A 25,461-nucleotide genomic window follows, 5' to 3' on the forward strand; every position below is an offset into this window, starting at 1 on the left:
CCGCACCCCGACCAGGCGTGGTGGCTGGTGCTCATGTCACCGCCCGCCTCGAGTGTGGAGACTAGTTGCGCCGCCGGGGGGGGCGTCCTTCCCCCCCCCCCCCCGACTGCTGCGGCGTACCCTGCTGCGCGGCCGCTTGCTGCGGCGAACCCTGCTTGGGGGCGAAATCGCTCTGCTGGTTGGACATTTCATGCGGCTGGGCACCACCCTGCGGGCCACCCTGCTGCCCGTTCTCGGCCGAAGCGACCGGCCGAGGGATCGGCCGAGGCGGAATCGGTGACGGTGCGATCCGTTCGGTCACGCCGTTCGTCTGGTGCCGCTCGTCATTCGGCTGATTCGGAGTGGTCAATGGGAATCCTTAGATCCGTTCGTTGCCGCCGCTGGGGGTTACTGCTGGGGAGAACCGGTGGTGTCGTCGTCGCCGTCGACCAATTCGGGCTCGTCGGCATTGCGCGCGATAGCAAGCAACGTATCGCCATCGGCGAGGTTCATCAATCGCACGCCCTTGGTCTGCCGTCCAGCCTTACGAACCTGCTTCGCCGCCGTCCGGATAACTCCGCCTCCGGACGTGATCGCATACAACTCATCCTCGTCGTCGACGATGAGCGCACCGACCAGGGTGCCACGCTTGATGTCGTATTGGATAGTCAATACGCCTTTACCGCCGCGGCCCTGGGCCGTGTACTCCTCGATGGCGGTGCGCTTGGCGTAACCACCCGAGGTGGCGACCAGCAGATAGGTACCCTCGCGAACCACGTTGAGCGACAACAACTCATCGTCGGCGTTGAACCGCATGCCCTGCACGCCCGAGGTGGCGCGGCCCATCGGACGCAGCGCCTCGTCGGTGGCAGAGAACCGGATCGACTGGCCTTGCGCCGAAACCAGCAGCAGATCGTCTTCGGCCGAGCACAGCACGGCGCCGACCAATTCGTCCTCGTCGCGCAGGTTCACCGCGACGATGCCGCCGCTGCGGTTGGAATCGAAGTCCGAGAGCTTGGACTTCTTCACCAAGCCGTTCCTGGTGGCCAGCACCAGGTATGGGGCATCCTCATAGCCCTTGATCTGGATGATCTGGGCGATCTTCTCGTCCGGCTGGAACGCCAGCAGGTTGGCGACGTGCTGACCGCGCGCGGTCCGGCTCGCCTCGGGCAGCTCGTAGGCCTTGGCGCGGTAGACCCGGCCCTTGTTGGTGAAGAACAGCAGCCAATCGTGCGTCGAGCTGATGAAGAAGTGCTTGACGATGTCGTCCTGCTTGAGCCCCGCGCCCTGCACGCCCTTGCCGCCGCGCTTCTGGCTGCGGTACAGGTCGGTCTTGGTGCGCTTGGCGTAGCCGGTCTCGGTGACGGTGACGACCACGTCCTCGCGGGCGATCAGGTCCTCGTCGGCCATATCGCCGTCGTTGGCCACGATCTTGGTGCGCCGCTCGTCGCCGTACTTCTCGACGATCTCGACCAGCTCGTCGCGCACGATCGCACGCTGACGCTCCGGCTTTTCGAGAATGTCCTTGAGGTCGGCGATTTCGGCCTCGATCTTGGCCAATTCGTCGACGATCTTCTGCCGCTCCAGGGCAGACAGCCTGCGCAGCTGCATGTCGAGGATGGCGGTGGCCTGGATCTCGTCGATATCGAGCAACTGCATCAGGCCGGTGCGCGCGGTGTCGGTGTTGGCCGAGCGCCGGATCAGCGCGATGACCTCGTCGAGCGCGTCCAGCGCCTTGACCAGGCCGCGCAGGATGTGGGCCCGTTCCTCCGCCTTGCGCAGCAGGTAGCGGGTGCGCCGGACGATGACTTCCAACTGGTGCTCGACGTAGTACCGGATCATCTGATCCAGGCGCAGCGTGCGCGGCACGCCGTCGACGATCGAGAGCATGTTGGCGCCGAAGCTGGTCTGCAGCTGGGTGTGCTTGTAGAGGTTGTTCAGCACCACCTTGGCCACGGCATCGCGCTTGATGGTGACCACGATCCGCATACCGGCACGGTCGGAGGACTCGTCGTGGATATCGGAGATGCCCGCGATCTTGCCGTCCTTCACCTGCTCCGCGATGGAGTTGATGAAGTTGTCGGTGTTGACCTGGTACGGCAGCTCGGTGATGACGATCGTGGTGCGCCCACGGTTGTCCTCTTCGATCTCGACGACACCACGCATCCGGATCGAACCGCGACCGGTGGTGTAGGCGTCGTGAATGCCCTGACCACCGACGATGAGGCCGTAGGTCGGGAAGTCCGGGCCCTTGACGCGCTCCATGCACGCCGCGAGGGTCGACTCCTCGTCGGCCTCGTAGTTCTCCAGCGCCCAGTAGATCGCCTCGGCCAACTCATTGAGGTTGTGCGGCGGGATATTGGTCGCCATACCGACGGCGATGCCGTTGCTGCCGTTCATCAGCAGGGCGGGCACCCGGGCGGGCAGCACGGTCGGCTCCTGGGAGCGGCCGTCGTAGTTCGGGACGAAATCGACCGTCTCGTGGTCGATTTCCCGCAGCATCTCCATCGCGAGCGGGGTCAGCCGGCATTCGGTGTACCGCATGGCGGCCGCGCCGTCGTTGCCTCGGGAACCGAAGTTGCCCTGGCCGTCGACCATCGGGTAGCGCAGCGACCACGGCTGGGCCATCCGGACCAGGGTGTCGTAGATCGAGGCGTCGCCGTGCGGGTGGTAGTTACCCATGGTCTCGGCGACCGGGCGGGCGGACTTCACATACCCACGGTCGGGCCGATAGCCGTTGTCGTACATCGCATACAGCACGCGCCGGTGCACCGGCTTCAAGCCGTCACGCACGTCGGGCAGCGCGCGGCCGACGATCACGCTCATCGCGTAGTCGATGTAGCTGTTCTGCATTTCGTTCTGGATATCGACCGGCTCGATCCGGTCGCCCGCTCCGCCGTTCGGTGGCAGCGTGGTTTCAGTCATCTGTAGGTCTCCTTAGGAACCGGACGTGGAATTCGCGTTGACGCAGCGCAATTCACGTCGGCTACACGTCGAGGAAGCGAACGTCCTTGGCATTGCGGGTGATGAAGCTGCGACGCGCCTCGACGTCCTCACCCATCAGGATGGAGAACAGCTCGTCGGCCGCGGCGGCATCGTCCAAGGTGACCTGACGCAGCACCCGCACCGCGGGATCCATCGTGGTCTCCCACAGCTCCTTGGCGTTCATCTCGCCGAGACCCTTGTAGCGCTGGACACCGTCGTCTTTGTTGATCTTCTTGCCCGCGGCGAGACCCGCCTCGAGCAGCCCGTCACGCTCCCGGTCGGAGTAGGCGAACTCCGGCTCCGACCGCTGCCACTTCAGCTTGTACAGCGGCGGCTGCGCGAGATACACGTGCCCGTGCTCGACCAGGGGACGCATGAAGCGGAACAGCAGTGTCAGCAGCAGCGTCGAGATGTGCTGGCCGTCGACATCGGCGTCGGCCATCAGCACGATCTTGTGGTAGCGCAGCTTGCCGATGTCGAACTCGTCGTGGATGCCGGTGCCGAAAGCGGTGATGATCGACTGGACTTCGTTGTTCTTGAGCACCCGGTCGATACGGGCCTTCTCGACGTTGATGATCTTGCCGCGCAGCGGCAGGATCGCCTGGTACATCGAGTCTCGGCCGGATTTGGCCGAGCCGCCTGCGGAGTCACCCTCGACGATGTAGATCTCGGACTTGCTCGGGTCCTTGGACCGGCAGTCGGCCAGCTTGCCCGGCAGTCCACCCAGGTCGGTGGCGCTCTTGCGACGCACCAACTCGCGCGCTTTACGCGCGGCGACGCGCGCCTGCGCCGAGGAGACCGCCTTGTTCACGATGGTCTTCGCGTCGGCCGGGTTGGCTTCGAACCAGTGCGCGAGGTGCTCGTTGCAGGTGCGCTGCACGAACGACTTGACCTCGGTGTTGCCGAGCTTGGTCTTGGTCTGGCCCTCGAACTGCGGCTCGCTGACCTTCACGCTGACGATCGCGGCGAGACCCTCGCGGATGTCGTCACCGGTGAGGCTGCCGTCCTTCTCCTTGATCAGCTTCTTGTCTTTGGCGTACTTGTTGACCACCGTGGTGAGCGCCGCGCGGAAGCCCTCTTCGTGGGTGCCGCCCTCGTGGGTGTTGATGGTGTTGGCGAAGGTGTGCACCGACTCCGAGTAACCGGAGTTCCACTGCATGGCCACCTCGAGCTCGTGCCCGGTGCCCTTGCCGGTGAACCCGACGACAGAGTTGTGGATGGCTTGCTTGGTCCTGTTGATATGCCGGACGAAGTCCTCGAGACCACCCGGGTAGTGGTAGGTCCGCGTCTTCACCTTGTGCTCGACCGGCGCGGCGGGCGCGTTCGGGTCGGCGTGCTTGGGCGCCTCGGCGGTCTCGCTCACCACCTCATCGATGACGTCGGCGTCGGTGACGCGCTCATCGGTGAGGACGATGGTGAGGCCCTTGTTCAGGAACGCCATCTCCTGCAGGCGGCGCGCGACCGTCTCGAAGTTGTAGGTGGTGGTCTCGAAGATCTCGGAATCAGCCCAGAAGCGGATGGTGGTTCCGGTCTTCTTGGAAGGTTCGCCCTGGACCAGCTTGCCCGGCTCGGAGGCCTTGTAGCTCTGGCTCCAGTGGTAGCCGTCGCGGTCGATCTCGGCTTCCAACCGGGATGACAGCGCGTTCACCACGGAGATACCGACACCGTGCAGACCGCCGGACACCGCATAGGAATCGGAATCGAACTTGCCGCCGGCATGCAGCTGGGTCATGACGACCTCGATGGTCGGCACACCCTGTGCGTGCAGGGCCACCGGGATACCGCGGCCGTCGTCGACGACCTCGACGCCGCCGTCGGCGAGCAGGGTGACCTGGACCTTGCTCGCGTATCCGGCCATCGCCTCATCGACGGAGTTGTCGACGATTTCCCAGATCAGGTGGTGCAGGCCGCGCTCGCCGGTGGAGCCGATGTACATGCCCGGCCGTTTGCGGACCGCCTCGAGTCCCTCGAGGACCGTGATGGAAGAGGCACCGTAATCCTGCTTGCCCGATGTTGCGTTGGTCGAGCCCGATTCATTGGAGTCGTTGGCAGCCACTGGTCGGTAGCTCTCCTTACTTGCTGATCCTCGGCACAGCGGTCGGATAGCACACGTGGGGCCCGGTCTTTGTCTGCTCGAGATTCAGGGGTCCACGCGCGGGCTGTGCCGAACGCGCCGAAGGTATCGCCGCTAGTTACGTCACCATCCTACTGGTAGACCCAAGCCACAATGCACCTACGACACCCCTGGCGGCTCCGTGGATGCGAGAAAACGAGCGACGACGGGTCCGTTCCGCCTTCCGAGGGTTTCGATCCATCTCGGCTGCCCTGAGAGTTATTGCCCGAGCCCCGGCTTCGCCGTCGTCTGCCGAGCTTCATTCGGGACGAGATTTCGGTTGCCGCGCGGCGGCTCGGAGCGGGACTGTCAGGGCAGGTGACAGGCCCGCCAACGCATCGTATGCCCATTGCGGACCGGGGCGTCGGGCATCGCCGAGTGGAGAATCGGCGGCCGGGCGCGTGACCCGACTACCACCGCTGTCGCGCCACGGCCCAGCTGACGTCCGACTCCGTCGCGATGTCCGGAACATGAAATCGGTTGCCACCTCGATGATCCCGATGAGCGGTTTCACGTGGAACGCCCACGGCCGATCGATGACTAGCCATACGTATCCCGGGGTCCGCGCCCCTTGATATGCCGTTCACCCTTTCGCCAGCTCGGCGCCGCCGGGCCGGAGATGCGCAACGAGGTGACCACGCCCTGGCCGACCGCGGCATTGATCTTCGCCAGGATCTGTCCCTGCAGCATGCGCAGCTGGGTGGCCCATGCGGTGGATTCGGCGGCAATGCTGAGCACGCCGTCCTTCAGTGTCACCGGCGTGGCGTGGGAGGCGATGTCGTCACCGACCACGCCGGACCAACGGCCGAGAACCATGCCCTCCGCGACCTTCGTCGACCAGCCACGGTTCTTCGCGATCGACCCGGTCAGCCGGCCGAGCAGCTGTGGATCACGCTCGTCCGGCCGCGCGCCCGACCAGCCGGTGCGCCGCCTGGCGCCGGTCCGCAGATTCCGGCGCGGTGACGCACGTCCCTGCCCCACCGACTTGCCGCTGGCCTTGGCGGCCGCACGGGCTTCCTCGAGCGCCCGCCGCGCCAGATCTATCCCACGCAGCTCCGGCTCCGCACCGGGCTGCGGTGCGGAGGCGCTCTGCTCAGGCTGATCGCTCATCGACCTGCTCCGTTCGCACGCACTTGCTTTGTCCCCAGTTTTGTTCACTTTGTCCCCAGCCGCCCGCTCGCTGGTGCGCGGCGAGGGATTCCGCGACCGAACGATCAGCCAAGGGTGTGGGCCATCACATTCCACGCCCATTTCGGCGTTTTCTTTGTTGCCCGGCAGCGGTCGATGCCACACCGAGTCGGGATCCACCGGTCCGGGAAGCGGCTTACCGAGCCGAACTTATCCACAAGTGTTGGTAGTCCGGCCGACCTATCCGCGCCGGTGGCAGCACCGCCGACGCATGGGTCACTGTACGGGAGCACACCGACAGGGTGCCCGAACCCGTCAGTTGGTCGCGGAGGCGTTATCCGGGCTGGTCGCGATGTCGTCGCCGACACCTGCGCCCTCGTCCGAAGGTGAGTCGAGCGCCTCGGCTACCGACTCCACGATCCGGGAGATCCGGCCGTCGGACCCACCACTCGTTTCCACGCGTAGCGGAACCGCCGCCAGTTCCGCCGGCACGTCTTCGGGGACGGCGGCGGTGATCAATACCTGCTCCGCGCCCGCGGCCACCGCCGCGAGTGCGGTGCGCCTGCGGCGGTCGAGTTCGGCGAAAACATCATCCAGCAACAGCACCGGCTCCGCCGCGGTAGCACGCAGCAGTTCGAAGGCACCGAGGCGAAGGGCAAGGGCGAAGGACCATGATTCGCCGTGACTGGCGAACCCCTTGGCAGGCGCGGTGCCGAGCATCAGGTCGAGATCGTCGCGGTGCGGGCCGACCAGGCAGACGCCGCGCTCCAACTCCTTCGGTCGCGCCGCCGCCAGCTCCCGCAGCATGATCGCCTCCAATGCCTCGATGTCCCCGGGCAGTGGCGCCCGGGCGGGATCCAGGAATTCCGGAGGCAGCGTGGCACTGCGGTAACCGATTGCGGCGGGCCGTGATTCGGGCGCGATCGACGCATAGGACTGTGCGAGATAGGGATACAGGTCGTGGACAAGCCGCAAGCGCTCGGCGAGCAGCACCGAGGCATGCGACGCGAGGTGCCCGTCCCAGGCATCGAGGGTAGTCAGTTCGGCGGCGCCGGATCCCCTCGATCGCCCTTGGCGCCCTGCGGTTTTCAGCAACGCCGAACGCTGCCGCAGCACGCGGTCGTAGTCGGCGCGGACCGCGGCGAGCCGAGGCAATCTGGCTGTGCACAACTCGTCCATGAACCGTCTGCGCTCACCGGGATCACCGCGCACCAGCGCGAGATCCTCGGGCGCGAAGAGCACCGTCTGGAGGATGCCGAGAATCTCGCGCGGCCTGCGGACCGGTGAGCGGTTGATCTGGGCGCGATTGGCGGCGCCCTGGTTCAGTTCCAGATCGATACGGAGCTCACGACCGGCGTTCACGACGGTGGCGCCGATTCTGGCGCGTTCGGTCCCGAGCCGGATCAGCGGCGCGTCCGCGGCGACCCGATGCGAGCCGAGGGTGGCCAGATAACCGATCGCCTCGAGCAGGTTGGTCTTGCCATTGCCGTTGGCGCCGAGGAAAACCGTTCGACCTGGGGATAATTCGAGTTCCGCGTGCTCCCAGGACCGAAAATCACGCAGCGACAGCGCCCTGATGAACATCCCGCCTACCTCGACCTGATTGTCATCGCCGCTGGTAGAGGCCACGGGATCGGGTGTGGTCGTGCGAACGCCGAAGGAATTGAGGGCCAATCACATGCTGTGGAAGAACTGTGGATGGATCGCGCCCGTGTGGATGGTGTGGACAACGAATACCGCTGCGTCCCTATGAGGTTCGAACCGCTGTGCCGCGCTGTCGCTTGCGCCGGAGCGTGCAGCACCCGATCATGCACAGACGCTCAGCCCGGAAGCCGAACCGGCATCAGCAGGTAGATGTACACACTATCCAGCGCGGCGAACGCACCGGATTCGAGCACCTTCGGCTCCTCGTCACTGGCGGGCAACAGCACCGCGGGACGGCTCGGAGTGGTGAATCCGAAGGTGACCCGGTCGGTATGCAGCGCGGACAGTCCGTCGATGAGGTAGCCGGGGTTGAAGGCGATGGTGAGCGATTCGCCACGGAAATCGGCCTCGAGCCACTCCTCCGCACGCCCGGCGTCGTCGCCGCCCGCGGACAGCAGCAGGCCCTCGCTGGAGAACTCCAGACGCACTTGAGCACCGCGCTCGGCGACGAGCGCGACGCGCTTGATGGCATCGGTCAGCGTGGCCACCTGGAGGGTGGCGATCGAGGTGTGTTCCTTCGGCAACAGCTGACGGAACTTGGGGAACTCGGCATCGAGCAGTCGAGTCGTGGTCCTGCGCCCAGCGTTCACGATGCCGAGCAGACCATCCGAGCCCGAGCCGGAGCCCGTGCCGAGCGACAGCTGAACCGGGGCATCGGAGGGGCCGAGTGTCTTCGCCGCTTCCGACAGCGTCCGTGCCGGGATGAGCACCGAGGTCTCGATATCGGATCGGGCGGGCTGCCATTCGATGTGCCGGACCGCGAGCCGGAACCGGTCGGTGGCCGCGAGCACGACCTTGGATCCCTCGATCTCGACCCGGATGCCGGTGAGCATCGGCAGGGTGTCGTCGCGGCCTGCGGCGACAGCGACCTGGCCGACCGCCTCGGAGAAGACCTCGACACTCAGTTCGCCGGTCTGCTGGGGCACCTCGGGAAGCTGGGGGTAATCCTCGACCGGCATGGTCGGCAGCGAGAACTTCGCGCTGCCGCACGCGATGAGCACCCGTGTGCCGTCGAGCGAGACATCGACCGGCTTGTTGGACAGTGCCTTGGTGATGTCCGCGAGCAGTCGGCCGGAGACAAGCACCTGGCCGGGACCCGCGACCTCGGCCGCGACCCGCATCTGCGCGGAGACCTCGTAGTCGAAGCCGGAGACGGTGAGCCCGCCTTCATCGGCGACCAGCAGCACACCGCCGAGCACCGGGACGGGAGGCCGGGACGGGAGGCTACGAGCGACCCACGCAACGGATTCGGCGAAGTCTTCTCGTGCGACCCGAAACTTCATGCCTGCAAGCTCCATCGCCCGATCTGTCCTCTCCCGGTTCCGTGATCTATCTCGGCTCGTCAGTTCTCGAACGGGTGCTGAATCGGCCGCCTTGAAAAGTGTGGCACAGGCGACCGACACCAAACCGTACTCGCGTGCGGCACCTGAACCTAGTCCGACCCTCCGAGCCGATCAACCGAGTGCGCGTCTTTCTCGACGCGTGACTGCGCGGAACTCCTCGGTTGTCCGATGCCGGTCGGACCTGTCTGTGGATCGGTCTCCGGTTGCGTCCTTGCCGGCTTTTCGGCGAGTGGCACGGAGGCGACGCTCACCAACGAACTTTCCACACACCCTGTTTTGAAGAGAGTTCTCTAAGAAGAAGAACTGAAGTAGTAGTAGGCACTGTGGAATCTGTGGACTAGGGCGGTCTTCGCAGGTCCGAGGGTGTGGTGCCGTGGGGATGGCCATTGGGCGACTCGAGGATGAACGGGAGGGGTCTGTGGAGGCTCCGAAGTTGTTCAGCATCCATCCTCGAGTGCTCCTCGAGTTGTTCCACCAGATTCACCCTGTTGTTCACACGTGTGCACCGATTCGTGGACAACTCGAGGATTCCTCGAGGACTCCACATGGATTCCTCGAGGAATCCACAAGGCATTGACCGAGTAGTGCGCTGGTCAGGATGCCTGGGGAGCAACCGCTGTGGAGACTGTTGAATCCACCCCTGTTAGTCCCGGCGCCGGACCCGCTCCTCCGCCCTGTGCACGAACCGGTGCACAACTAGGAGATTCCTCGAGGACTCCACAGGGATTCCTCGAGGAATCCACAAGCCAAAAAAATGCACCGCCCCAGTTCAGGGGCGGTGCAGTGGGTGTTAGTTGCGATCAGCGCGAACGCTGTTTAATCCGGGCTGTTAGTTCTTGCACCTGGTCGTAGACCCGGCGGCGCTCGGTCATCTCCTTGCGTACTTTTTTGTCGGCGTACATGACCGTGGTGTGGTCGCGCCCGAAGGCCTGACCGATCTTCGGCAGTGAAAGATCGGTGAGCTCACGGCACAGGTACATCGCGATCTGCCTGGCCTGTGCCAGCGGCCGCGCCTTGCCCGGTCCGGTGAGCTCCTCGAGCGTGGTGTTGAAGTACTCGGCGGTGACGGCCATGATCGTCGCCGCGTTGATCTCCAGGGCGGCCGTATCGGGCATCAGATCACGCAGCACCACCTCGGCCAGCGGAAGATTCAGCGGCTGACCGTTCAGCGAGGCGAAGGCGGTCACCCGAATCAGCGCGCCTTCCAGCTCACGAATATTGCGCTCGACCCGGCCCGCGATGAGCTCCAGCACATCGTGGGGCACGTCCAGCCGGTCCATTCGTGCCTTCTTGCGCAGGATCGCGATGCGCGTCTCCAGCTCCGGCGGCTGCACGTCGGTGATGAGGCCCCACTCGAACCGCGTCCGCAGCCGCTCCTCCAGAGTGGCCAGCTGCTTGGGCGGCCGGTCCGAGGAGACGACGATCTGCTTGTTGGCGTTGTGCAGGGTGTTGAAGGTGTGGAAGAACTCCTCCTGGATACCTTCCTTACCCTCGATGAACTGGATGTCGTCGACAAGCAGGATGTCGGTCTCGCGGTAGCGGCGTTTGAAGGCGACCTTGCGGTCGTCGCGCAGGCTGTTGATGAAGTCGTTGGTGAACTCTTCGGTCGAGACGTACTTCACCCGCATCCCGGGGAACAGCCGCTGGGCGTAGTGGCCGGCCGCGTGCAGCAGATGCGTTTTGCCCAAACCGGAAGCGCCCCACACGAACAGTGGGTTGTAAGCCCTGGCAGGGGCCTCGGCGATGGCCACGGCGGCGGCGTGCGCGAAGCGGTTGGATGCGCCGATCACGAACGTCTCGAAGGTGTACTTCGCATTGAGGCTGGCCGAGGAGTTCGACTGCGCCGGGGTCTCCTGGGTCTTGGTGAAATAGGTGGGCCAGGAGTTGCGCACGTTGACGACGGGCTCGTCGTCGCGGTCGCGCGGATTGTCGGACATCTGTTCACGGGACATCGGCTCACGGACCGATTCGTGTGCCGCGGCGATCGCTGGATCTTCGCTCGGGCGGCTGTCCTCACGCATCGGCGTCCTGGCCGGACCGCGCATCGGCGGAGGCTCCGGGGTGAACAGTGACTCCTGTCCTGGCGGAATGGAGTCGCGGCGCGGCGGCATCCCGGAGTCGCGGCGCGGCGCGGGCATTACCTCCGGCGTCGGTCCGCCGGGGCCTTCCCTGCGAGTGCCCTGGCTCGGGTAGTCGCCACGGGTCGGGTAATCATCGGTGTGGTAGTCGCCGTTGGGTGTGTACTCGGCGGCGGGCACGTAGTCCTGGGACGGCACGTACTCAGGTTCGTAGTCGGCACCCGGGTAGTCCGACGTCGGCGCGTAGTCATTGGACGCAGGGGCGTAGTCGTTCGACTGCGGTGCGTAGTCATTGGACGGCGCTGGGAAGTCGCTCTGGGGGGCGTAGCGCGGCGCTTGATAGTCACTGCGGCCGGGATAGTCGGCCGACGGATACCCGGCAGGCCCACGACCGGTGTCCCTGCTCCGCTCCGGCCTGCTTGTCATCCTGGCGTGGCGCGCCGAATTGCCGGGCCGCTCCGACGGCTGGGTGGTCGGCGCCGCGATCCGGACGCCGAGTCCTTCCACCTGGGGGCCGAGGCGCCGGGCCAGCGAGCGCAGGATGGGTTCGCGCAGATCGCGTTCGATGGCTTCCTGAGCCAGCGACGAGGGCACCGAGAGCAAAGCGAAACCCTGGGCCACGGTCAGCGGCTTGACCAGTTTCAGCCAGGCTTGCTGCGCCCTGGTCACCGGCGGGATGGCACCATCAGGTGAGCCGGTGGTGAGCTCGGCAACCACCTCTGGCCACACGGTGGCCAACACGTTCTGCTCGTCGTCCATGCAGGTTCCTCCCCGGAAGTAGGCGATAGGAGCAGACGGCCGGGGTACGCGGGCAGCTACCGGGCAAGGTAGATTTTGATGATCCTGCGTACGTCCGTTAGGTTCGGACGCTGCCCGGATTCCCCCATCCCAGGCGGCGACGTGGCACCGTCGGCCCTACGAATATGCCACTCCAGGGGTCTTTCCACACAATTATCCACAGATGTGGAGAACTCTGGGGAAAGGTGAAACGTGCTCGCATTCGTCCGTGACAACGCCCGGACCTGCAGTTCTTCAGCAAGCTTCTGGCTACAAGCACAGGTTGCCGAGGTGGCCTGCGGCTAGGGGTGTGGACGAACTCACGCAGACCACGCGAATTCGTAACCTGCGCAGAGGTGGGCCGAGTTTGACCCGCTCCTGGCCGATCAGTACCCTCGTACAGTCACCCCTTGGTGCGGTGGCGGTCCTGTGCTGACCGCGGTTGGTCAAGCCAGACCTGTGCGCCAGGACCGACGCGCGCCGATGATGACCAGACTGCGATTCATCGCGAATACGTAATACCCATACTTCGGGTGCCGACTGGCGCCCACTTACTCGAGGAGTGTTGACCGTGGCCAAGGGCAAGCGGACGTTCCAGCCGAACAACCGTCGTCGGGCGCGTGTTCACGGCTTCCGTCTCCGGATGCGGACCCGTGCGGGTCGCGCCATCGTTTCCGCGCGTCGCGGCAAGGGCCGCAAAACCCTCACTGCCTGATCTTCGCTTTCGGACGCTCGGGTGCTGCCTGAGCCGTATCGGTTGCATCATCGTGCCGACTTCTCCCGGACGGTGCGCCGCGGCCAGCGAATCGGGAGGCGAGATCTGGTCGTACATGCGCTTGCGCAGGGGTATGACGGAATCGTGGGCGCGAGTGGACGACAGGACGATCCGGCAACAGCCGGATCGGTGGTTCGCATTGGCGGGCCACGGTTCGGATTGATTGTCAGCAAGGCGGTGGGCTCCGCGGTGGTTCGACACCGGGTGGCCCGCCGCCTGCGTCATATGTGCGCCAAGGTGACCGCCGACGTGCCCGCCGAGACCGACATCGTGATCCGCGCGCTACCCGGCGCGGCGGAGGCCGACTCGGAAGAACTGCTTCGTCAGCTACGCGGCGCATTACGCAAGCTGGGCATCACAACAGAGCCCCGTGGCGCGGCCGCTGGTGATCGGTCGTGAAGGCGACCCTTGTTCGACTGCCTGCCAATGCCCTGATCTTTGTGATCGAGCTGTACCGCACCTACGTCTCCCCCACTCGCATGCCGGTGTGCCGTTTCACCCCGACCTGCAGCGAGTACGCCGTCACCGCGCTTCGCACGCGCGGACTGTTCGTCGGCCTCGTATTGACGGTCGTGCGATTGGCGAAATGTGCGCCCTGGCACCCTGGTGGGTGGGACCCCGTTCCGGAGCGCAGAAAACGCGCAGGGAACGAGTCGGCCGCCGACCCTGAGACGCCGGCGCCAGATGCTTGTAAAGGATCACCGCGCGCGGTGATCGGCGACACGAACGACGGGAGTGCATAGAGCCGTGCTCGACTTCATTTATTACCCGGTGTCCTGGATCCTCTGGTTCTGGCATCGGGTCTTCGGGTTCGCGTTCGGCGCGGACAATGGACTCACCTGGGCCCTTGCCGTGGTGTTCCTGGTCTTCACGCTGCGAGTGTTGCTCTATAAGCCATTCGTCAAGCAGGTCCGCACGACCAAGCAGATGCAAGAGCTGCAGCCCCAGATCAAGGAGTTGCAGAAGAAGTACAAGAACGACCGCCAGAAGATGGCGGTGGAGATGCAGAAGCTCCAGAAGGACCACGGCTTCAACCCGGTGATGGGCTGCCTGCCGATCCTGGCGCAGGTACCGGTGTTCCTCGGTCTGTTCCATGTGCTGCGCTCCTTCAACCGCACCGGCACCGGCATCGGACAGCTCGGTATGTCGGCCTACGACAACGCGCACACGCCGAACTATGTCTTCAGCGCTACCGACGTCCAGTCCTTCCTGACGGCGCGTATCTTCGGCGCCCCCATCTCGGCCTTCATCACCAGCCCGATGAGTCAGCTCGAGGCGTTCGCCGACTACGGCGGCGTGCCGTCGAAGCTGAGCATCGCCCTCGTCTCGATTCCGTTGATGGTCATCGCCGGTCTGGCAACCCACTTCAACGCGCGGGCGTCTGTGCAGCGCCAGACTCCCGAAGCGGCCGCCAACCCGCAGGCCGCGATGATGAACAAGCTCGCGCTGTGGGTGTTTCCGCTCGGCGTGCTCGTCGGTGGTCCGTTCCTGCCGATCGCCATCCTGCTCTACTGGGTGTCCAACAACATCTGGACCTACGGGCAGCAACACCTCGTCTTCGGCCGCATGGCCAAGGAAGAAGAAGAGAAGAAGCAGGCGAAGCTGGAGCTGCGTGCGCAGAACGCGCCGAAGCCGGGCGCCAAGCCGGTCAGTACCAAGAAGAAGCAGACCGCGGTCGACGCCGCAGAATCGACTGACAACGAGTCGGCCGACGCTCCCCCGTCGACGAACGGCACCGCGAAGCCCGCGACAGGCAAGGCATCCGGACAACGCAGGCCCGGTGGCCAGCGGCGGCCGGGAACCCGAGGCCGTGCGAACCAGAAGCGCCGGCGCTGAACGCATTGAGCAACCCCCTGATCGCGCTTCCGGCCGGCGCCCCGTCACCGGGTCCGCGCGATAAGCAGATGAAGGAAATCAAATGACTGTTGAGACCGACGGAGGGGACGCCACTGTGGCGACGACGACGATGGTGGACACCACGGCGGGTCGTGAATCAGAAACCGGGGCGGAGCCCGGTGATGTCGCGAGCGACGCCGAGGAAGCTCTGATCGAAGAAGGCGAGATCGCCGGCGACTACCTCGAGCAGTTGCTCGACGTGCTCGACTTCGACGGTGATATCGACCTCGACGTCGAGGGTGACCGCGCGATCGTCAGCATCGATGGTGGCCGCGATCTGTCGAAGCTCGTCGGCCGCAACGGCGAGGTGCTCGACGCGCTGCAGGAGCTGACTCGGCTGGCCGTGCAGCAGACGACCGGTGTGCGCAGCAGGCTGATGCTCGATGTCGCCGGGTGGCGGGCCAAGCGCCGCGCCGAGCTGAGTGCCCTCGGAACCGCTGCCGCGCAACGGGTGCTCGAGTCGGGTGAGCCGGAGCCATTGGCGCCGATGACCCCGTTCGAGCGGAAGATCGTGCACGACGCGGTGGCTGTGGTCGATGGCGTCAGCAGCGAGAGCGAAGGCGTCGAGCCGAATCGGCACGTGGTCGTCGTACCCTCCTGAACCGCTTCCGGGACGCCATTTTTGGCGGCCGGATGAGCAATGGTTGGATAGGGCCTCTGGTCTTCGGACCGGGGGCCCTTATTCATGTCACATGTCACGTCTGTCGCCTGATTCAACGCCAGCGGTCGATCGTGCGAGCAGTCGACAGATCACCCGCCTGCTGCCTGATCGACTCGAGCTCGGAAGGATGTTTCACGTGGAACGAGATCTCGGTGGAGCCACTGCACTGCCGGCTGAGCTGGAGGCGCCCGCGATCGCCGCGACGGTGTTCGGCGATCGTCTCGATCTCGCGCGCCGCTACTGTGCGGCGCTGGCCACCGCCGGAGTGGAGCGCGGCTTGATCGGTCCCCGAGAGGTGCCTCGGCTCTGGGATCGGCACATCCTGAACTGTGCGGTGCTCGGCGAGTTGATCGCCGAGGGCGCGACGGTGGTCGACATCGGTAGCGGTGCGGGCCTGCCGGGAATCCCCTTGGCCATCGCGCGACCGGACCTCCGGATCACTTTGGTGGAGCCACTGCTGCGTCGAACCGTCTTCCTCAGCGAGTTCATCGAGGCGGCCGGACTCGACGTCACGGTGGTGCGCGGCCGGGCCGAACAGTCGGGCGTGATGAAGGAAGCTGGCGGCGCGGATGTGGTCACCTCCCGCGCAGTGGCGCCCTTGGCGAAGCTGGCACAGTGGTCGCTCCCCCTGCTCCGTGATCACGGACGGATGCTGGCACTCAAGGGAGTCAGCGCCGCCGAGGAACTCGAGCGCGACGGAGCGGCTTTGGCACGTGCTGGCGCAGGCAACGCGACTGTCCTGGAATGCGGCGTAGGAATCGTCTCGACGCCCACCTTGGTGATCAGCGCCGAGCGCATTCCCCGGGCTGAGCGAGCGCCGCGCCGCGCCGCCCGGCAGGCGCGGAAGGCGACGTAACCCGAACGGTCTCGGCCGATGTTTCATGTGAAACCCGGCCCGATCGCTCCCCTCCCCCGCGCCGAGCGATCCCTGCTCAGTGCCGCTCGGTAGACCCGGAAGGCAACTTTGCCGGAACACGGGCCTCGGCCCGATGTTCCCTGTGAAGCCTGGCCAATGTGCATCCCAGAACAATCATGCGCTGGACCGACACCGACAGACGACCCGACTTAGTAGCGACACCGCCCGGGTCGGGTGATTTCCTGGGTACCGCAGACCGCTCAGATTCTCCACGTGACAGTTTGGGCAGCGGGTTAGGGAGACGGGTGAACTGCGCCCGCAGACCCAATGACAGTGTGCCCGCGCGCCCGCGATAGCTACGCGACGCGACGCAGCTCGGCGACGCGGCCCGGCGACGCGGCCCAGCGACGCGAACTCGCGCGGCGCGACGCGAGGGCGCAGCAGGGATATTTCCGAGTGACGCGAACGAGATGGCTCTACGGTGCCGCCGAACATGTGGCCAGCGGCGTCGCTCAATGATGCGTTCCAACAGCTTGACCCAACCGAAGTGGTCGAGCGCCCTGGGCAGTCCAGTGGCGGGCGGGAGGTCAGCGAAGACTCAAGACCAAACGGCCTGCCCCAACGATGGACCCCAACGATGGACCCCAATGGTGTGACTCGACGGTGTGACTCGACGGTGTGACTCGACGGTGTGACTCGACGGTGTGACTCGACGGTGTGACTCGACGGTGTGACTCGACGGTGTGACTCGACCACGCGACTCGACCACGCGACTCGACCACGCGACTCAACCACGCGACTCAACCACGCGACTCAACCACGCGACTCAACCACGCGACTCAACCACGTCTTCCAGCGCCACGACGATTCGGTCCAGGGCGTGACACAACGAACCAATAGGATGATGCGCGATCCAGTGCGGCGACCCAACTGTCAGACTCGACGGTGTGAACGACTCAGCCCTACGGTGCGCGTCGACAGCGTTACCCAGTGAGGTCCATCGGCGTGACTCGACGACATCCCGGTGATGTGTCCACGTGGTGTGACTCGACGGCACAACGCGAGGGGTGCAACGAGATCTGCATCCAGTAAGAGTGGCGTGACCTCCACGGGTCTGCGGCGGAGGTGGGCGTAGCCAACGGCGTCAGCAGGATTCGGGGCTGTCCGAACCCGGCGGAGTGCGCGTTGGCGCGTCCGATCGATCGGCGCGGAAGCTCGGATTCGGCACCACGTTTCATGTGAAACATCGGCTCGAGTGGTCGAAATATCGACCGCGGCAGTGAGAATCGCCGCAGATTTGCGTGTCCTTTGTGCGTTGCCGCGATTCAGCTTTCTAATCACGCTCGGTGCTGGCAAGCTAGTCACCGTCGGGCGTGAGCGTTGGTGCCACGGAGGGTGTCACAGCGGCGAGAGCTCCGCTCGGTCGATCGGGCGCCGCGGTTCCGATTGAGCATCATGTTCGATCCGACACAGCTATTGATGACACGGCGCCGACGCTCGTCGGGGGGTCGTGATCTGAGGTTCTCGCGTTAGGAGCTGTCTATGTCGAGCGGTGGTCCGGCGAATGTTTCACGGGAAACTACGTCGCGCGTGCCGGGAATGCTGGACTCCAGCAATCTCGATGCGGAGGCCTTCGGAAGCACACCGTTCGGGCACATCTCCGCCAGTGAGACCCCGATCGCGGCCGAAGCGCAACGCGCCAGTCAGATATTGCATCCAGGAAAGGTGACAGTGCCGAAACCGCACGAGCAGCGCATCATCACCATTGCCAATCAGAAGGGCGGCGTCGGTAAGACGACGACAGCGGTAAACCTCGCAGCCGCCCTTGCGCACCAAGGGATGACAGTTCTCGTGATCGACCTCGATCCGCAGGGCAATGCAAGTACCGCCCTCGGCGTCGAGCATCACTCGGGTGTCCCGTCGAGTTATGAACTGCTGATCGGTGAGATCTCGGTCAAGGACGCGATTCAGCAGAGCCCGCACAGTCCGCGTCTGCTTTGCATCCCGGCCACTATCGATCTCGCTGGTGCGGAGATCGAACTGGTGTCGATGGTGGCTCGGGAGGGTCGGCTCAAGGCCGCGATCCAGGAGGCCAACATCGCGGGCTACGACATCGACTACGTAATGATCGACTGCCCGCCGTCTCTCGGTCTGCTCACCGTCAATGCGATGGTCGCGGCCAAGGAGGTGCTGATCCCGATCCAGTGCGAGTACTACGCGCTGGAGGGTGTCGGTCAGTTGCTCCGCAATATCGGCTTGGTGCAGGCGCATCTCAATCCCGAATTGCACGTCTCCACCGTGGTTCTCACGATGTACGACGGCCGGACCAAGCTGGCCGACCAGGTCGCGGAGGAGGTGCGTGGACACTTCGGCGACGTGGTGCTGCGGTCGGTGATCCCGCGCAGTGTCAAGGTCTCCGAAGCTCCGGGTTACGGAATGACAGTGCTCGATTATGATCCAGGCTCCCGAGGTGCGATGAGCTATCTCGATGCTGGTCGTGAGATGGCGGCGCGGTCGGTGCCCCGGCGTGGGGCAGCAGAAGGCGCGCGATGACCCGTAGGGGTCGGCTGGACTGGCGTGGTGGCGAACAGAGAAGGGATCGGTAGACCGATGACTCAGGCGAAGAAGGGTGGGCTTGGACGCGGTCTTGCCGCGTTGATCCCGACGGGGCCGGCGGCCACACCGGGTCTCGGCAGTGCCGCGGCGAATGTGGTCATCGGTCTCGATCCGATCGGCCCGCAACCGGCTTCCGCATTCCTCCATCGGGTCCCCGATCCGACCGAGGAGGAGCTCTCCTCCCCCGGCGGCGCGATCTATCGCGAGATCAGCCCGGAGCAGATCGAGCCGAATCCTAAGCAGCCGCGGCATGTTTTCGAGGAGGAGGCGCTCGCCGAGCTGGTGCACTCCATTCGCGAGTTCGGGCTGATGCAACCGATCGTGGTGCGTCGGGTCGAGCCCGCGGTGGATCGGTACCAGATCGTCATGGGCGAGCGCCGTTGGCGGGCTTGCCAAGAGGCAGGCCTGACGACGATTCCAGCGATCGTCCGCGAGACCGCCGACGAATCCATGCTGCGCGACGCACTGTTGGAGAACATCCATCGGGTGCAGCTGAACCCGCTCGAAGAGGCGGCGGCCTACCAGCAGCTGCTCGAAGAGTTCGATGTCACCCACGAGGAATTGGCATCGCGAATCGGCCGGTCCCGACCAGTCGTGACGAACATGATCCGTCTGTTGAAGCTGCCGATCCCCGTGCAGCGGCGAGTGGCGGCCGGCGTGCTGTCGGCGGGACATGCTCGTGCCCTGCTCGGTCTCGAGGCCGGAGCGGACGCCCAAGAGGTCCTTGCCGCGCGCATCGTCGCCGAGGGGTTGTCGGTCCGCGCTACCGAAGAAGCCGTCACCCTGGCGAACCGCGATCCGGACGCCGCGGCCCCGACCGCTCCCCGACGCAAGCCGATCCACATGCCGGGTTTGCAGGACGTTGCCGAGCGGTTGTCGGAATCGTTCGACACTCGGGTCACGGTGAGTCTCGGCAAGCGCAAGGGCAAGATTGTTGTCGAGTTCGGTTCGGTCGAAGATCTCGAGCGGATTGTCGGCATGATGGAGCAACAGCAGCTCGGCACGTGACGAAAGTGGCGAAAATGGCCTCGTGTTTCCGATAAGTACGGGCCTGGCGCCGAAACGTCACAGTGACGGCGCGGAAAAAGAGGGATGCAGCGTCGGCGTGGCCCTCGGTGGGACCGGCGCACGGCTCCTGACCAATAGCACAGTGACGTGGAATGAGGCGGGATCTCGTTGATCGCTTATTCTTGCTGGCGAGCAAGTACTGATGCGGCGTGAGCGTGGATGAATCGGACAGCTGGAGGCTGAGTAGAGCGGTGTCGACCAGCGTCACAGCACTTACCCTCGGCGGACTGGACAAGCTCCCCACACACGCTCGGCGCTGTGTGTTCTGGGAGATCGATCCCGCTGTCGCGGAGAACTCGCGAGAGTTCAGCGATCCAGTCTTCGAGAAGGAGGCCTGGCTCTCGACAGTGATGCTGGAATGGGGTTCGTGCGGCCAGGTGGCCAACGTGAACGGCAACGTGGCGGGCTGCGCTTTGTATTCGCCACCCAGCGCGGTGCCGCGTGCCGCTCTCTTCCCCACGTCACCGGTGAGCCCGGACGCGGTCCTGCTGACCACGCTGAGCGCCGAATTCCCCTATTCCGATGCCGACATAGCCCACCAGCTCATCTCGGCTGTGGTGGCGGATCTGGTGCGTCGCGGTGTTCGGGCGCTGGAGGCCTTCGGTATTCGCACCGATCCCCCGACCAAGGCGATGTCGGATCGATCTCTGGGTTCGATGACCTTGATGGAGCGAATCGGCTCACCGGTCCGTGATTCGGGCTCAGCGACCGCGGCCACCACATGCTCGCCAGAAACGTGCATGATCGACGCGGACTTTCTGGAGGACGTCGGATTCGAGGTGATCGCGCCGCATCATCGGTTCCCGCGACTGCGTCTCGAGCTCGACTCCGACCACGGCTGGAAGGAAGACGTGGAGCGGGCCCTTGATCAACTGCTCGCGGCGGCGGCGCTGACGGTCCCCTTCCGGATCGGCGCGCCCTAGCCTGCCGAGGGCACAGACGACCACGCCCCCGCTGACCGAAGTCGGCGGGGGCGTAGGTGTTTCGGAGTTCGAGTCGCACTACATGCGGTCGGCCGCAGCCAACTCCTCGGCGAGCAGTTCGGCGAAAGTGTATGTGCCCGTTGGCTGATCGTCTTGACCGAGCAGATACAGCCGCTTCACCGAAATGAGGATGGCCTCGGCGATCACGTCGCGCATCCGCGGGTTGGTGAGCACCGTCGCGTCGTATTCATTAGTGAGATAGCCGATATCGACCTGCACGGTCGGCATCTTGGTCAGCCGCAACAGATCCCAGGTTCGGGCGTGAAGTCGGCAGTCCTGCAACGACGTTCGTGCAACGACCTCGCGCTGGATGAACCCGGCCAGCACCTGACCGATCATCGACACGGAGCCGTGCGAGTTACCGAAATGGAAGCTCGCCACCCCGTTCGCCGACGGACTCGGGTTGGTCGCACAGCGCAGCGAGATCATCAGATCAGCGTCGAAAGCGTTGGAGGTCTCGGCCCGTTCGGCATCGGAAGGGTTGGCGCCCCAGGGCCGGGACAAGAACGTCTCCATGCCGGTGGCGGCCATGCGACCCTCCAGCCGACTGGCCAGATCCCACAGGATCTCCGACTCGTAGACGTCGCCGTACTCTGTGGGCACCGCGTGGCCCTTGTCCTGACCACCGAGGCCGGGGTCGATGACAATGCGCTTGCCGGTGAGCTGTGGCCCGGCCCGGTGCACCACTTCTTCCTCGGCGATGCGATGCGGATTGCCGCCGGTGACGCGCGCACCGAGCAGTTCCAGTGACCGCAACGTGTCCGGCCCGCAGATGCCATCCGCGGACAGCCCGATCTCGCGCTGGAACGCGGTCAGGCCTTCGTGGGTGTGCGGGCCGAAGTAGCCGTCGACGCGATGCACATAGAAACCGAGGTCCTGCAGCCTGCGCTGCAGGGTTGCCACATCGTCACCGTAGAGAGGCGCGGACAGTTGATAGATCAGGGTGCGGGCACCGAGGCGGTAGGACGCCTCTTTGAGCGCTCGATAAGTGGCCGGCCCGACGATGCCATCGACCAACAGCCCGCGGTGCTGCTGAAAGGCGCGAACCGCGGAATCCAGCTGAGGGTCGAAGGAGGCGTCGGTGTCCTTCCAATACTCGCGTGCATCGGCGTGATCGGTGCCGACGGCGTGCGAGTGCAGAAACCCGAGACTTGCCAGGGTGCTCCGAACCTCGGCGACGGCTGGACCGGTATCGCCGTGACGAAGTCGGTGCATGCGTGAGAGCCCTTTCCTTCCGTCAACCCGGGTACCCACTCATGCGACGGCATACACCCTCGCACGACCGGAGGTCGGTCGATTGTCTCAGACCCGGACGGGAATTCGACAATTCCCGAATCCAGGCATCCTAACGGCGCGCCGTTGGATAACGGCGGCCTTTGGGGACTCGATTTCGCGTCAGATGACGCCGTCGAGTTCGCGCAACAGGGCGGCTTTGCCCTTGGCTCCCACGATCTGCTTGACCGGCTTACCGCCGGAAAACAGCATCATAGTTGGGAGCGAAAGGATCTGATAATCGCGGGCGGTGCCCGGGTTGGCGTCCACGTCCAACTTGGCGATGGTCAGCTTGTCCGCGTGCGCGCCCGCGATCTCCTCCAGCACCGGGGCGACCATCTTGCACGGACCGCACCAGTCGGCCCAGAAGTCCACGAGCACAGGCTTCTCGCTGAGCAGCACGTCATCGGCGAAAGACGCGTCGGTGACGGTGACCGTGTTGGCACTCTTGGACATGGGTAGCTCCTTGCGATGGAAAAAGTGATGAAGATCAGTTGGCGGGCACGGCAACCGGGGTGCCGGCATGGTCCAGTGTGTTGGACGTGATGTCGCCCTGGTCGGCGAGCCAGCGCTCGGCGTCGATCGCCGCGCGGCAGCCGGTGCCCGCGGCGGTGATCGCCTGCCGGTAGGTGTGATCGACCAGGTCGCCCGCGGCGAAAACGCCGGGCACTTTGGTTGCCGTCGACGGGTGCAGCACCTGGACGTAGCCCTCGTCGTCGAGTTCGACCTGGTCCTTGACCAGTTCGCTGCGCGGGTCGTGGCCGATCGCCACGAACAGACCGGTCGCGGCGAGCTCCGAGGTCTCACCGGTGCGGGTGTCGCGCAGCGTAAGGCTCGTCACACTGGTGTCGCCATTGACGGCTGCCACCTCGGCGTTGAGCACGAACTTGATCTTCTCGTTGGCCTTGGCTCGCTCGAGCATGATGCGTGAGGCACGGAACTCCTCGCGGCGGTGCACGATGGTCACGCTCGCGGCGAACTTGGTCAGGAAGGTGGCCTCCTCCATCGCGGAGTCGCCACCGCCGACCACGACGATGTCCTGACCCTTGAAGAAGAAGCCGTCACAGGTCGCGCAGGCGCTCACACCGCGACCCAGCAGCTTCTGCTCACCGGCCACGTTCAGGTAGCGCGCGGCCGAACCCATGGCGAGGATCACGGCGTAGGCCTGGTGCGTCTCGTCACCGACGGTCACGGTCTTCACCGGCCCGCTCAGGTCGATCGCGTCCACGTCCTCGGTGCGGATGTCGGCGCCGAACCGCTTGGCCTGCTCGCGCATCTCTTCCATGAGGTCCGGGCCCATGATGCCGTCTCGGAAGCCGGGGAAGTTCTCGACCTCGGTGGTCGTCATCAGTGCGCCGCCGAACTGGGTGCCCTCGAAGAGCAGCGGCTGGAGCTCGGCGCGGGCGGCGTAGACGGCGGCCGTGTAGCCGGCGGGTCCGGAGCCGACGATGATCAAGTCGCGAACTGGCGTGCTCATGTGACCCTTCCGAGGGAGAAATCTTGGGACGTGTCGGTCAACAACAGCCTAAACGTTGTTGTTCCCGAGCAAAGGTGTGGTCGACGCCTCGACCGCGTCACCCGATGTCGGTGAGGGCGAGTTGCTGCGGATCGTCGGTGGTGCAACCGATCCCGACGACCAGTGCGGTGATCTTGTGCGGGCGGGGGCCGGTGAGCAGGATCAGCACCGAGGCCTGGCCATGGAACGTGGTGTTGGTCGAGCCGAGGAGGGTGCGGTCGAGGCCGTTGGCGTGCACGCAGCGGTTCAGGGCGGCTTGGCTGCCGAGTGCGCCGGTGACGTCGTGGCGGCCGAGCGCGGCGAGCGCCGCGGTGGCGTTCAGATCGTCACCGAGTTCGACATTGCCGGTCGTCGGCTGGGCGGTCGGGGCGACCTCGCGGCCGCCGAACGTCGACACCGCCACGGCGGCGCAGGCGATCACGGCGACGGCGGCCGCCGCGGCGGCGAGCCAGCGGAGTCTGCGGCCGCGCCGTTCGTCCAGGGAGATCGGTGCGGCGATGTCGTGTGGTCGCGCATCCGGGTCGGAAACCGCTGGGGTGTCTACGGATTCGGGAGCGGCCGCGAACGGCAGCTGGTGAAGGGTCGCCACCTGCTCGGCGGGCTCCTCGTCGAAGTCGAGTCCGTCGACGAACTGTTCCAGCCGAGCGGCGATATCGGCGGGCATGGCGTGAATGATGTTGTCGTCATGGCCGAGGGTGCGCAGCTGCGCGCTCACCTCGTCGAGCGAGTGCAGATACCGCAGTGCATCGGGGTCGCGTCGGACAGCGGGCCATATCTGCTCCCCCAGCTCCGGCGCGACGTTGTCGGCATGGAGATCGGCGAGCAGTTCGGTCGAGAACGGAGGCTGCGGTACGGATCGGGTCGCCATCGCACCTCCGGTTCTCTCATCTGACGTGGATCCCACCGCCCACGCGGGGGACTGCAAGTACATCGTCTAACGGTTCGTCACTGTTAATGACGCATCTCGGCTACTTCCGGTTCCCCGGATCCCGCAGAAATTCCAAGCGTTCTTGTAGTCGCTGCCTGGCGCGCGCGCACCGGCTCTTGATCGTGCCCTCCGGAACACCGAGCATGGCGGACGCTTCCGCCACGCTATACCCCTCCAGGTCGATCGCGACGAGCGCCGTTCGCTGGTCAGGCGGGAGCGAGAACAGCGCGCGGTCGATGACGAGCGACATCTCCAGTTCGGCCATATTGTCGCGCTCATCACGCGGTTCCGGCATGTTCTCCGGCGACAGGGAGACCGCGCGGCGGGTCTTGTTGCGCCGGATTCGGTCCAGGCAGGCGTTGACCACGATCGCGTGCAGCCAGCTGCGCACCTCTGCCTCTGCGCGGAACGACGCGGCGGTGCGGTGGGCGGAGAGCAATGCGTCCTGGAGGCAGTCGGCCGCGTCTTCGCGCGTGTAGGACGTGCGCAACGCGGTCTGCCAGAGGTGGTCGTTGTGCCTGCGCAGCAGCTCGGCGAAGGCCTGCCGCTGGCCACGGACATGCGCGTGGAGCAGTTCGATGTCGGTCAGCTCGTCGGGTACGAACGAGCGCTCGCGATACGTCACCGGCCGCGATCTCCCCCCACGGGACTCGTCGTTCAGTTCGGACAAAAAGCCAACCCCTTGGACAGCGCTCACGGTGGCAAACGGACATGGGTGACCGCTAACCGAAAATTTCGCAGCATCCAGGATCGAAACACCAGAACCCGGGAAGCTCCCCTGCT

The 25,461-nt window shown here is 65.3% G+C and carries 20 protein-coding genes; 9 read left to right on the forward strand and 11 right to left on the reverse strand.

The features are described from left to right. Nucleotides 1-387: 387 nt before the first annotated feature. The 6 genes from gyrA to dnaA form a co-directional block, all read right to left on the reverse strand. On the reverse strand, nucleotides 388-2,904 hold the full coding sequence (gyrA, locus tag ACFU4Z_RS13485; RefSeq protein WP_364904906.1) for a DNA gyrase subunit A: 2,517 nt from the start codon (nucleotides 2,902-2,904) through the stop codon (nucleotides 388-390). 61 nt (nucleotides 2,905-2,965) lie between these two features. Continuing rightward, entirely contained in the window at nucleotides 2,966-5,020 is a 2,055-nt protein-coding gene (gyrB, locus tag ACFU4Z_RS13490) for a DNA topoisomerase (ATP-hydrolyzing) subunit B (protein WP_379062461.1), read from the reverse strand. 597 nt (nucleotides 5,021-5,617) lie between these two features. Then, nucleotides 5,618-6,187, reverse strand: a complete 570-nt coding sequence (locus tag ACFU4Z_RS13495; RefSeq protein ID WP_379062463.1) for a DUF721 family protein — start codon at nucleotides 6,185-6,187, stop codon at nucleotides 5,618-5,620. Nucleotides 6,188-6,520: 333 nt separating this feature from the next. Then, nucleotides 6,521-7,789 carry a DNA replication/repair protein RecF gene (gene recF, locus ACFU4Z_RS13500; RefSeq protein WP_379062566.1) on the reverse strand — a complete coding sequence of 423 codons (1,269 nt, stop codon included), beginning with the start codon at nucleotides 7,787-7,789 and terminating at the stop codon, nucleotides 6,521-6,523. A 236-nt stretch (nucleotides 7,790-8,025) separates the two neighbouring features. After that, nucleotides 8,026-9,207, reverse strand: a complete 1,182-nt coding sequence (gene dnaN, locus ACFU4Z_RS13505) for a DNA polymerase III subunit beta (protein ID WP_379062465.1) — start codon at nucleotides 9,205-9,207, stop codon at nucleotides 8,026-8,028. Between the two features lie 845 nt (nucleotides 9,208-10,052). Continuing rightward, entirely contained in the window at nucleotides 10,053-12,089 is a 2,037-nt protein-coding gene (gene dnaA / locus ACFU4Z_RS13510) for a chromosomal replication initiator protein DnaA (protein ID WP_379062467.1), read from the reverse strand. Between the two features lie 589 nt (nucleotides 12,090-12,678). Here dnaA and rpmH point away from each other — a divergent pair. The 9 genes from rpmH to ACFU4Z_RS13555 all read left to right on the forward strand — a co-directional run bounded on the left by rpmH (nucleotide 12,679) and on the right by ACFU4Z_RS13555 (nucleotide 20,902). Then, entirely contained in the window at nucleotides 12,679-12,822 is a 144-nt protein-coding gene (gene rpmH / locus ACFU4Z_RS13515) for a 50S ribosomal protein L34 (RefSeq protein WP_209885332.1), read from the forward strand. A gap of 21 nt (nucleotides 12,823-12,843) precedes the next feature. After that, on the forward strand, nucleotides 12,844-13,281 hold the full coding sequence (rnpA, locus tag ACFU4Z_RS13520) for a ribonuclease P protein component (RefSeq protein ID WP_379062469.1): 438 nt from the start codon (nucleotides 12,844-12,846) through the stop codon (nucleotides 13,279-13,281). Then, entirely contained in the window at nucleotides 13,278-13,625 is a 348-nt protein-coding gene (gene yidD / locus ACFU4Z_RS13525; RefSeq protein ID WP_379062471.1) for a membrane protein insertion efficiency factor YidD, read from the forward strand. The genes rnpA and yidD overlap by 4 nt, the downstream gene beginning before the upstream one ends. A gap of 4 nt (nucleotides 13,626-13,629) precedes the next feature. Then, the gene (yidC, locus tag ACFU4Z_RS13530; protein WP_379062473.1) at nucleotides 13,630-14,718 is read left to right on the forward strand and encodes a membrane protein insertase YidC; all 1,089 of its coding nucleotides are present in this window, start codon (nucleotides 13,630-13,632) and stop codon (nucleotides 14,716-14,718) included. 130 nt (nucleotides 14,719-14,848) lie between these two features. After that, the gene (locus ACFU4Z_RS13535; RefSeq protein ID WP_379062568.1) at nucleotides 14,849-15,379 is read left to right on the forward strand and encodes a protein jag; all 531 of its coding nucleotides are present in this window, start codon (nucleotides 14,849-14,851) and stop codon (nucleotides 15,377-15,379) included. A 187-nt stretch (nucleotides 15,380-15,566) separates the two neighbouring features. Further along, entirely contained in the window at nucleotides 15,567-16,295 is a 729-nt protein-coding gene (rsmG, locus tag ACFU4Z_RS13540; RefSeq protein ID WP_379062475.1) for a 16S rRNA (guanine(527)-N(7))-methyltransferase RsmG, read from the forward strand. 1,599 nt (nucleotides 16,296-17,894) lie between these two features. Further along, on the forward strand, nucleotides 17,895-18,848 hold the full coding sequence (locus ACFU4Z_RS13545) for a ParA family protein (protein WP_379062570.1): 954 nt from the start codon (nucleotides 17,895-17,897) through the stop codon (nucleotides 18,846-18,848). Nucleotides 18,849-18,905: 57 nt separating this feature from the next. Beyond that, on the forward strand, nucleotides 18,906-19,919 hold the full coding sequence (locus tag ACFU4Z_RS13550) for a ParB/RepB/Spo0J family partition protein (RefSeq protein WP_364904870.1): 1,014 nt from the start codon (nucleotides 18,906-18,908) through the stop codon (nucleotides 19,917-19,919). A 251-nt stretch (nucleotides 19,920-20,170) separates the two neighbouring features. After that, a complete protein-coding gene (locus tag ACFU4Z_RS13555) occupies nucleotides 20,171-20,902 on the forward strand; it encodes a GNAT family N-acetyltransferase (protein WP_379062477.1) in 732 nt (243 codons plus the stop codon). A gap of 78 nt (nucleotides 20,903-20,980) precedes the next feature. Here ACFU4Z_RS13555 and ACFU4Z_RS13560 read toward each other — a convergent pair whose 3' ends face one another. The 5 genes from ACFU4Z_RS13560 to sigM form a co-directional block, all read right to left on the reverse strand. Next, nucleotides 20,981-22,177, reverse strand: coding sequence for an N-acetylmuramoyl-L-alanine amidase (locus ACFU4Z_RS13560; RefSeq protein ID WP_379062479.1), 1,197 nt, complete (start codon nucleotides 22,175-22,177; stop codon nucleotides 20,981-20,983). A gap of 180 nt (nucleotides 22,178-22,357) precedes the next feature. Further along, nucleotides 22,358-22,690 carry a thioredoxin gene (trxA, locus tag ACFU4Z_RS13565; RefSeq protein WP_328407721.1) on the reverse strand — a complete coding sequence of 111 codons (333 nt, stop codon included), beginning with the start codon at nucleotides 22,688-22,690 and terminating at the stop codon, nucleotides 22,358-22,360. Between the two features lie 34 nt (nucleotides 22,691-22,724). After that, nucleotides 22,725-23,711, reverse strand: a complete 987-nt coding sequence (trxB, locus tag ACFU4Z_RS13570; RefSeq protein ID WP_379062481.1) for a thioredoxin-disulfide reductase — start codon at nucleotides 23,709-23,711, stop codon at nucleotides 22,725-22,727. 97 nt (nucleotides 23,712-23,808) lie between these two features. Beyond that, complete coding sequence (locus ACFU4Z_RS13575; RefSeq protein WP_379062483.1) at nucleotides 23,809-24,618, reverse strand: hypothetical protein; 810 nt, start codon at nucleotides 24,616-24,618, stop codon at nucleotides 23,809-23,811. Nucleotides 24,619-24,718: 100 nt separating this feature from the next. After that, nucleotides 24,719-25,303, reverse strand: a complete 585-nt coding sequence (gene sigM / locus ACFU4Z_RS13580) for an RNA polymerase sigma factor SigM (RefSeq protein ID WP_379062485.1) — start codon at nucleotides 25,301-25,303, stop codon at nucleotides 24,719-24,721. Nucleotides 25,304-25,461: the final 158 nt, after the last annotated feature.

It is taken from the genome of Nocardia sp. NPDC057440 (assembly GCF_042802915.1).
Lineage (GTDB): Bacteria > Actinomycetota > Actinomycetes > Mycobacteriales > Mycobacteriaceae > Nocardia.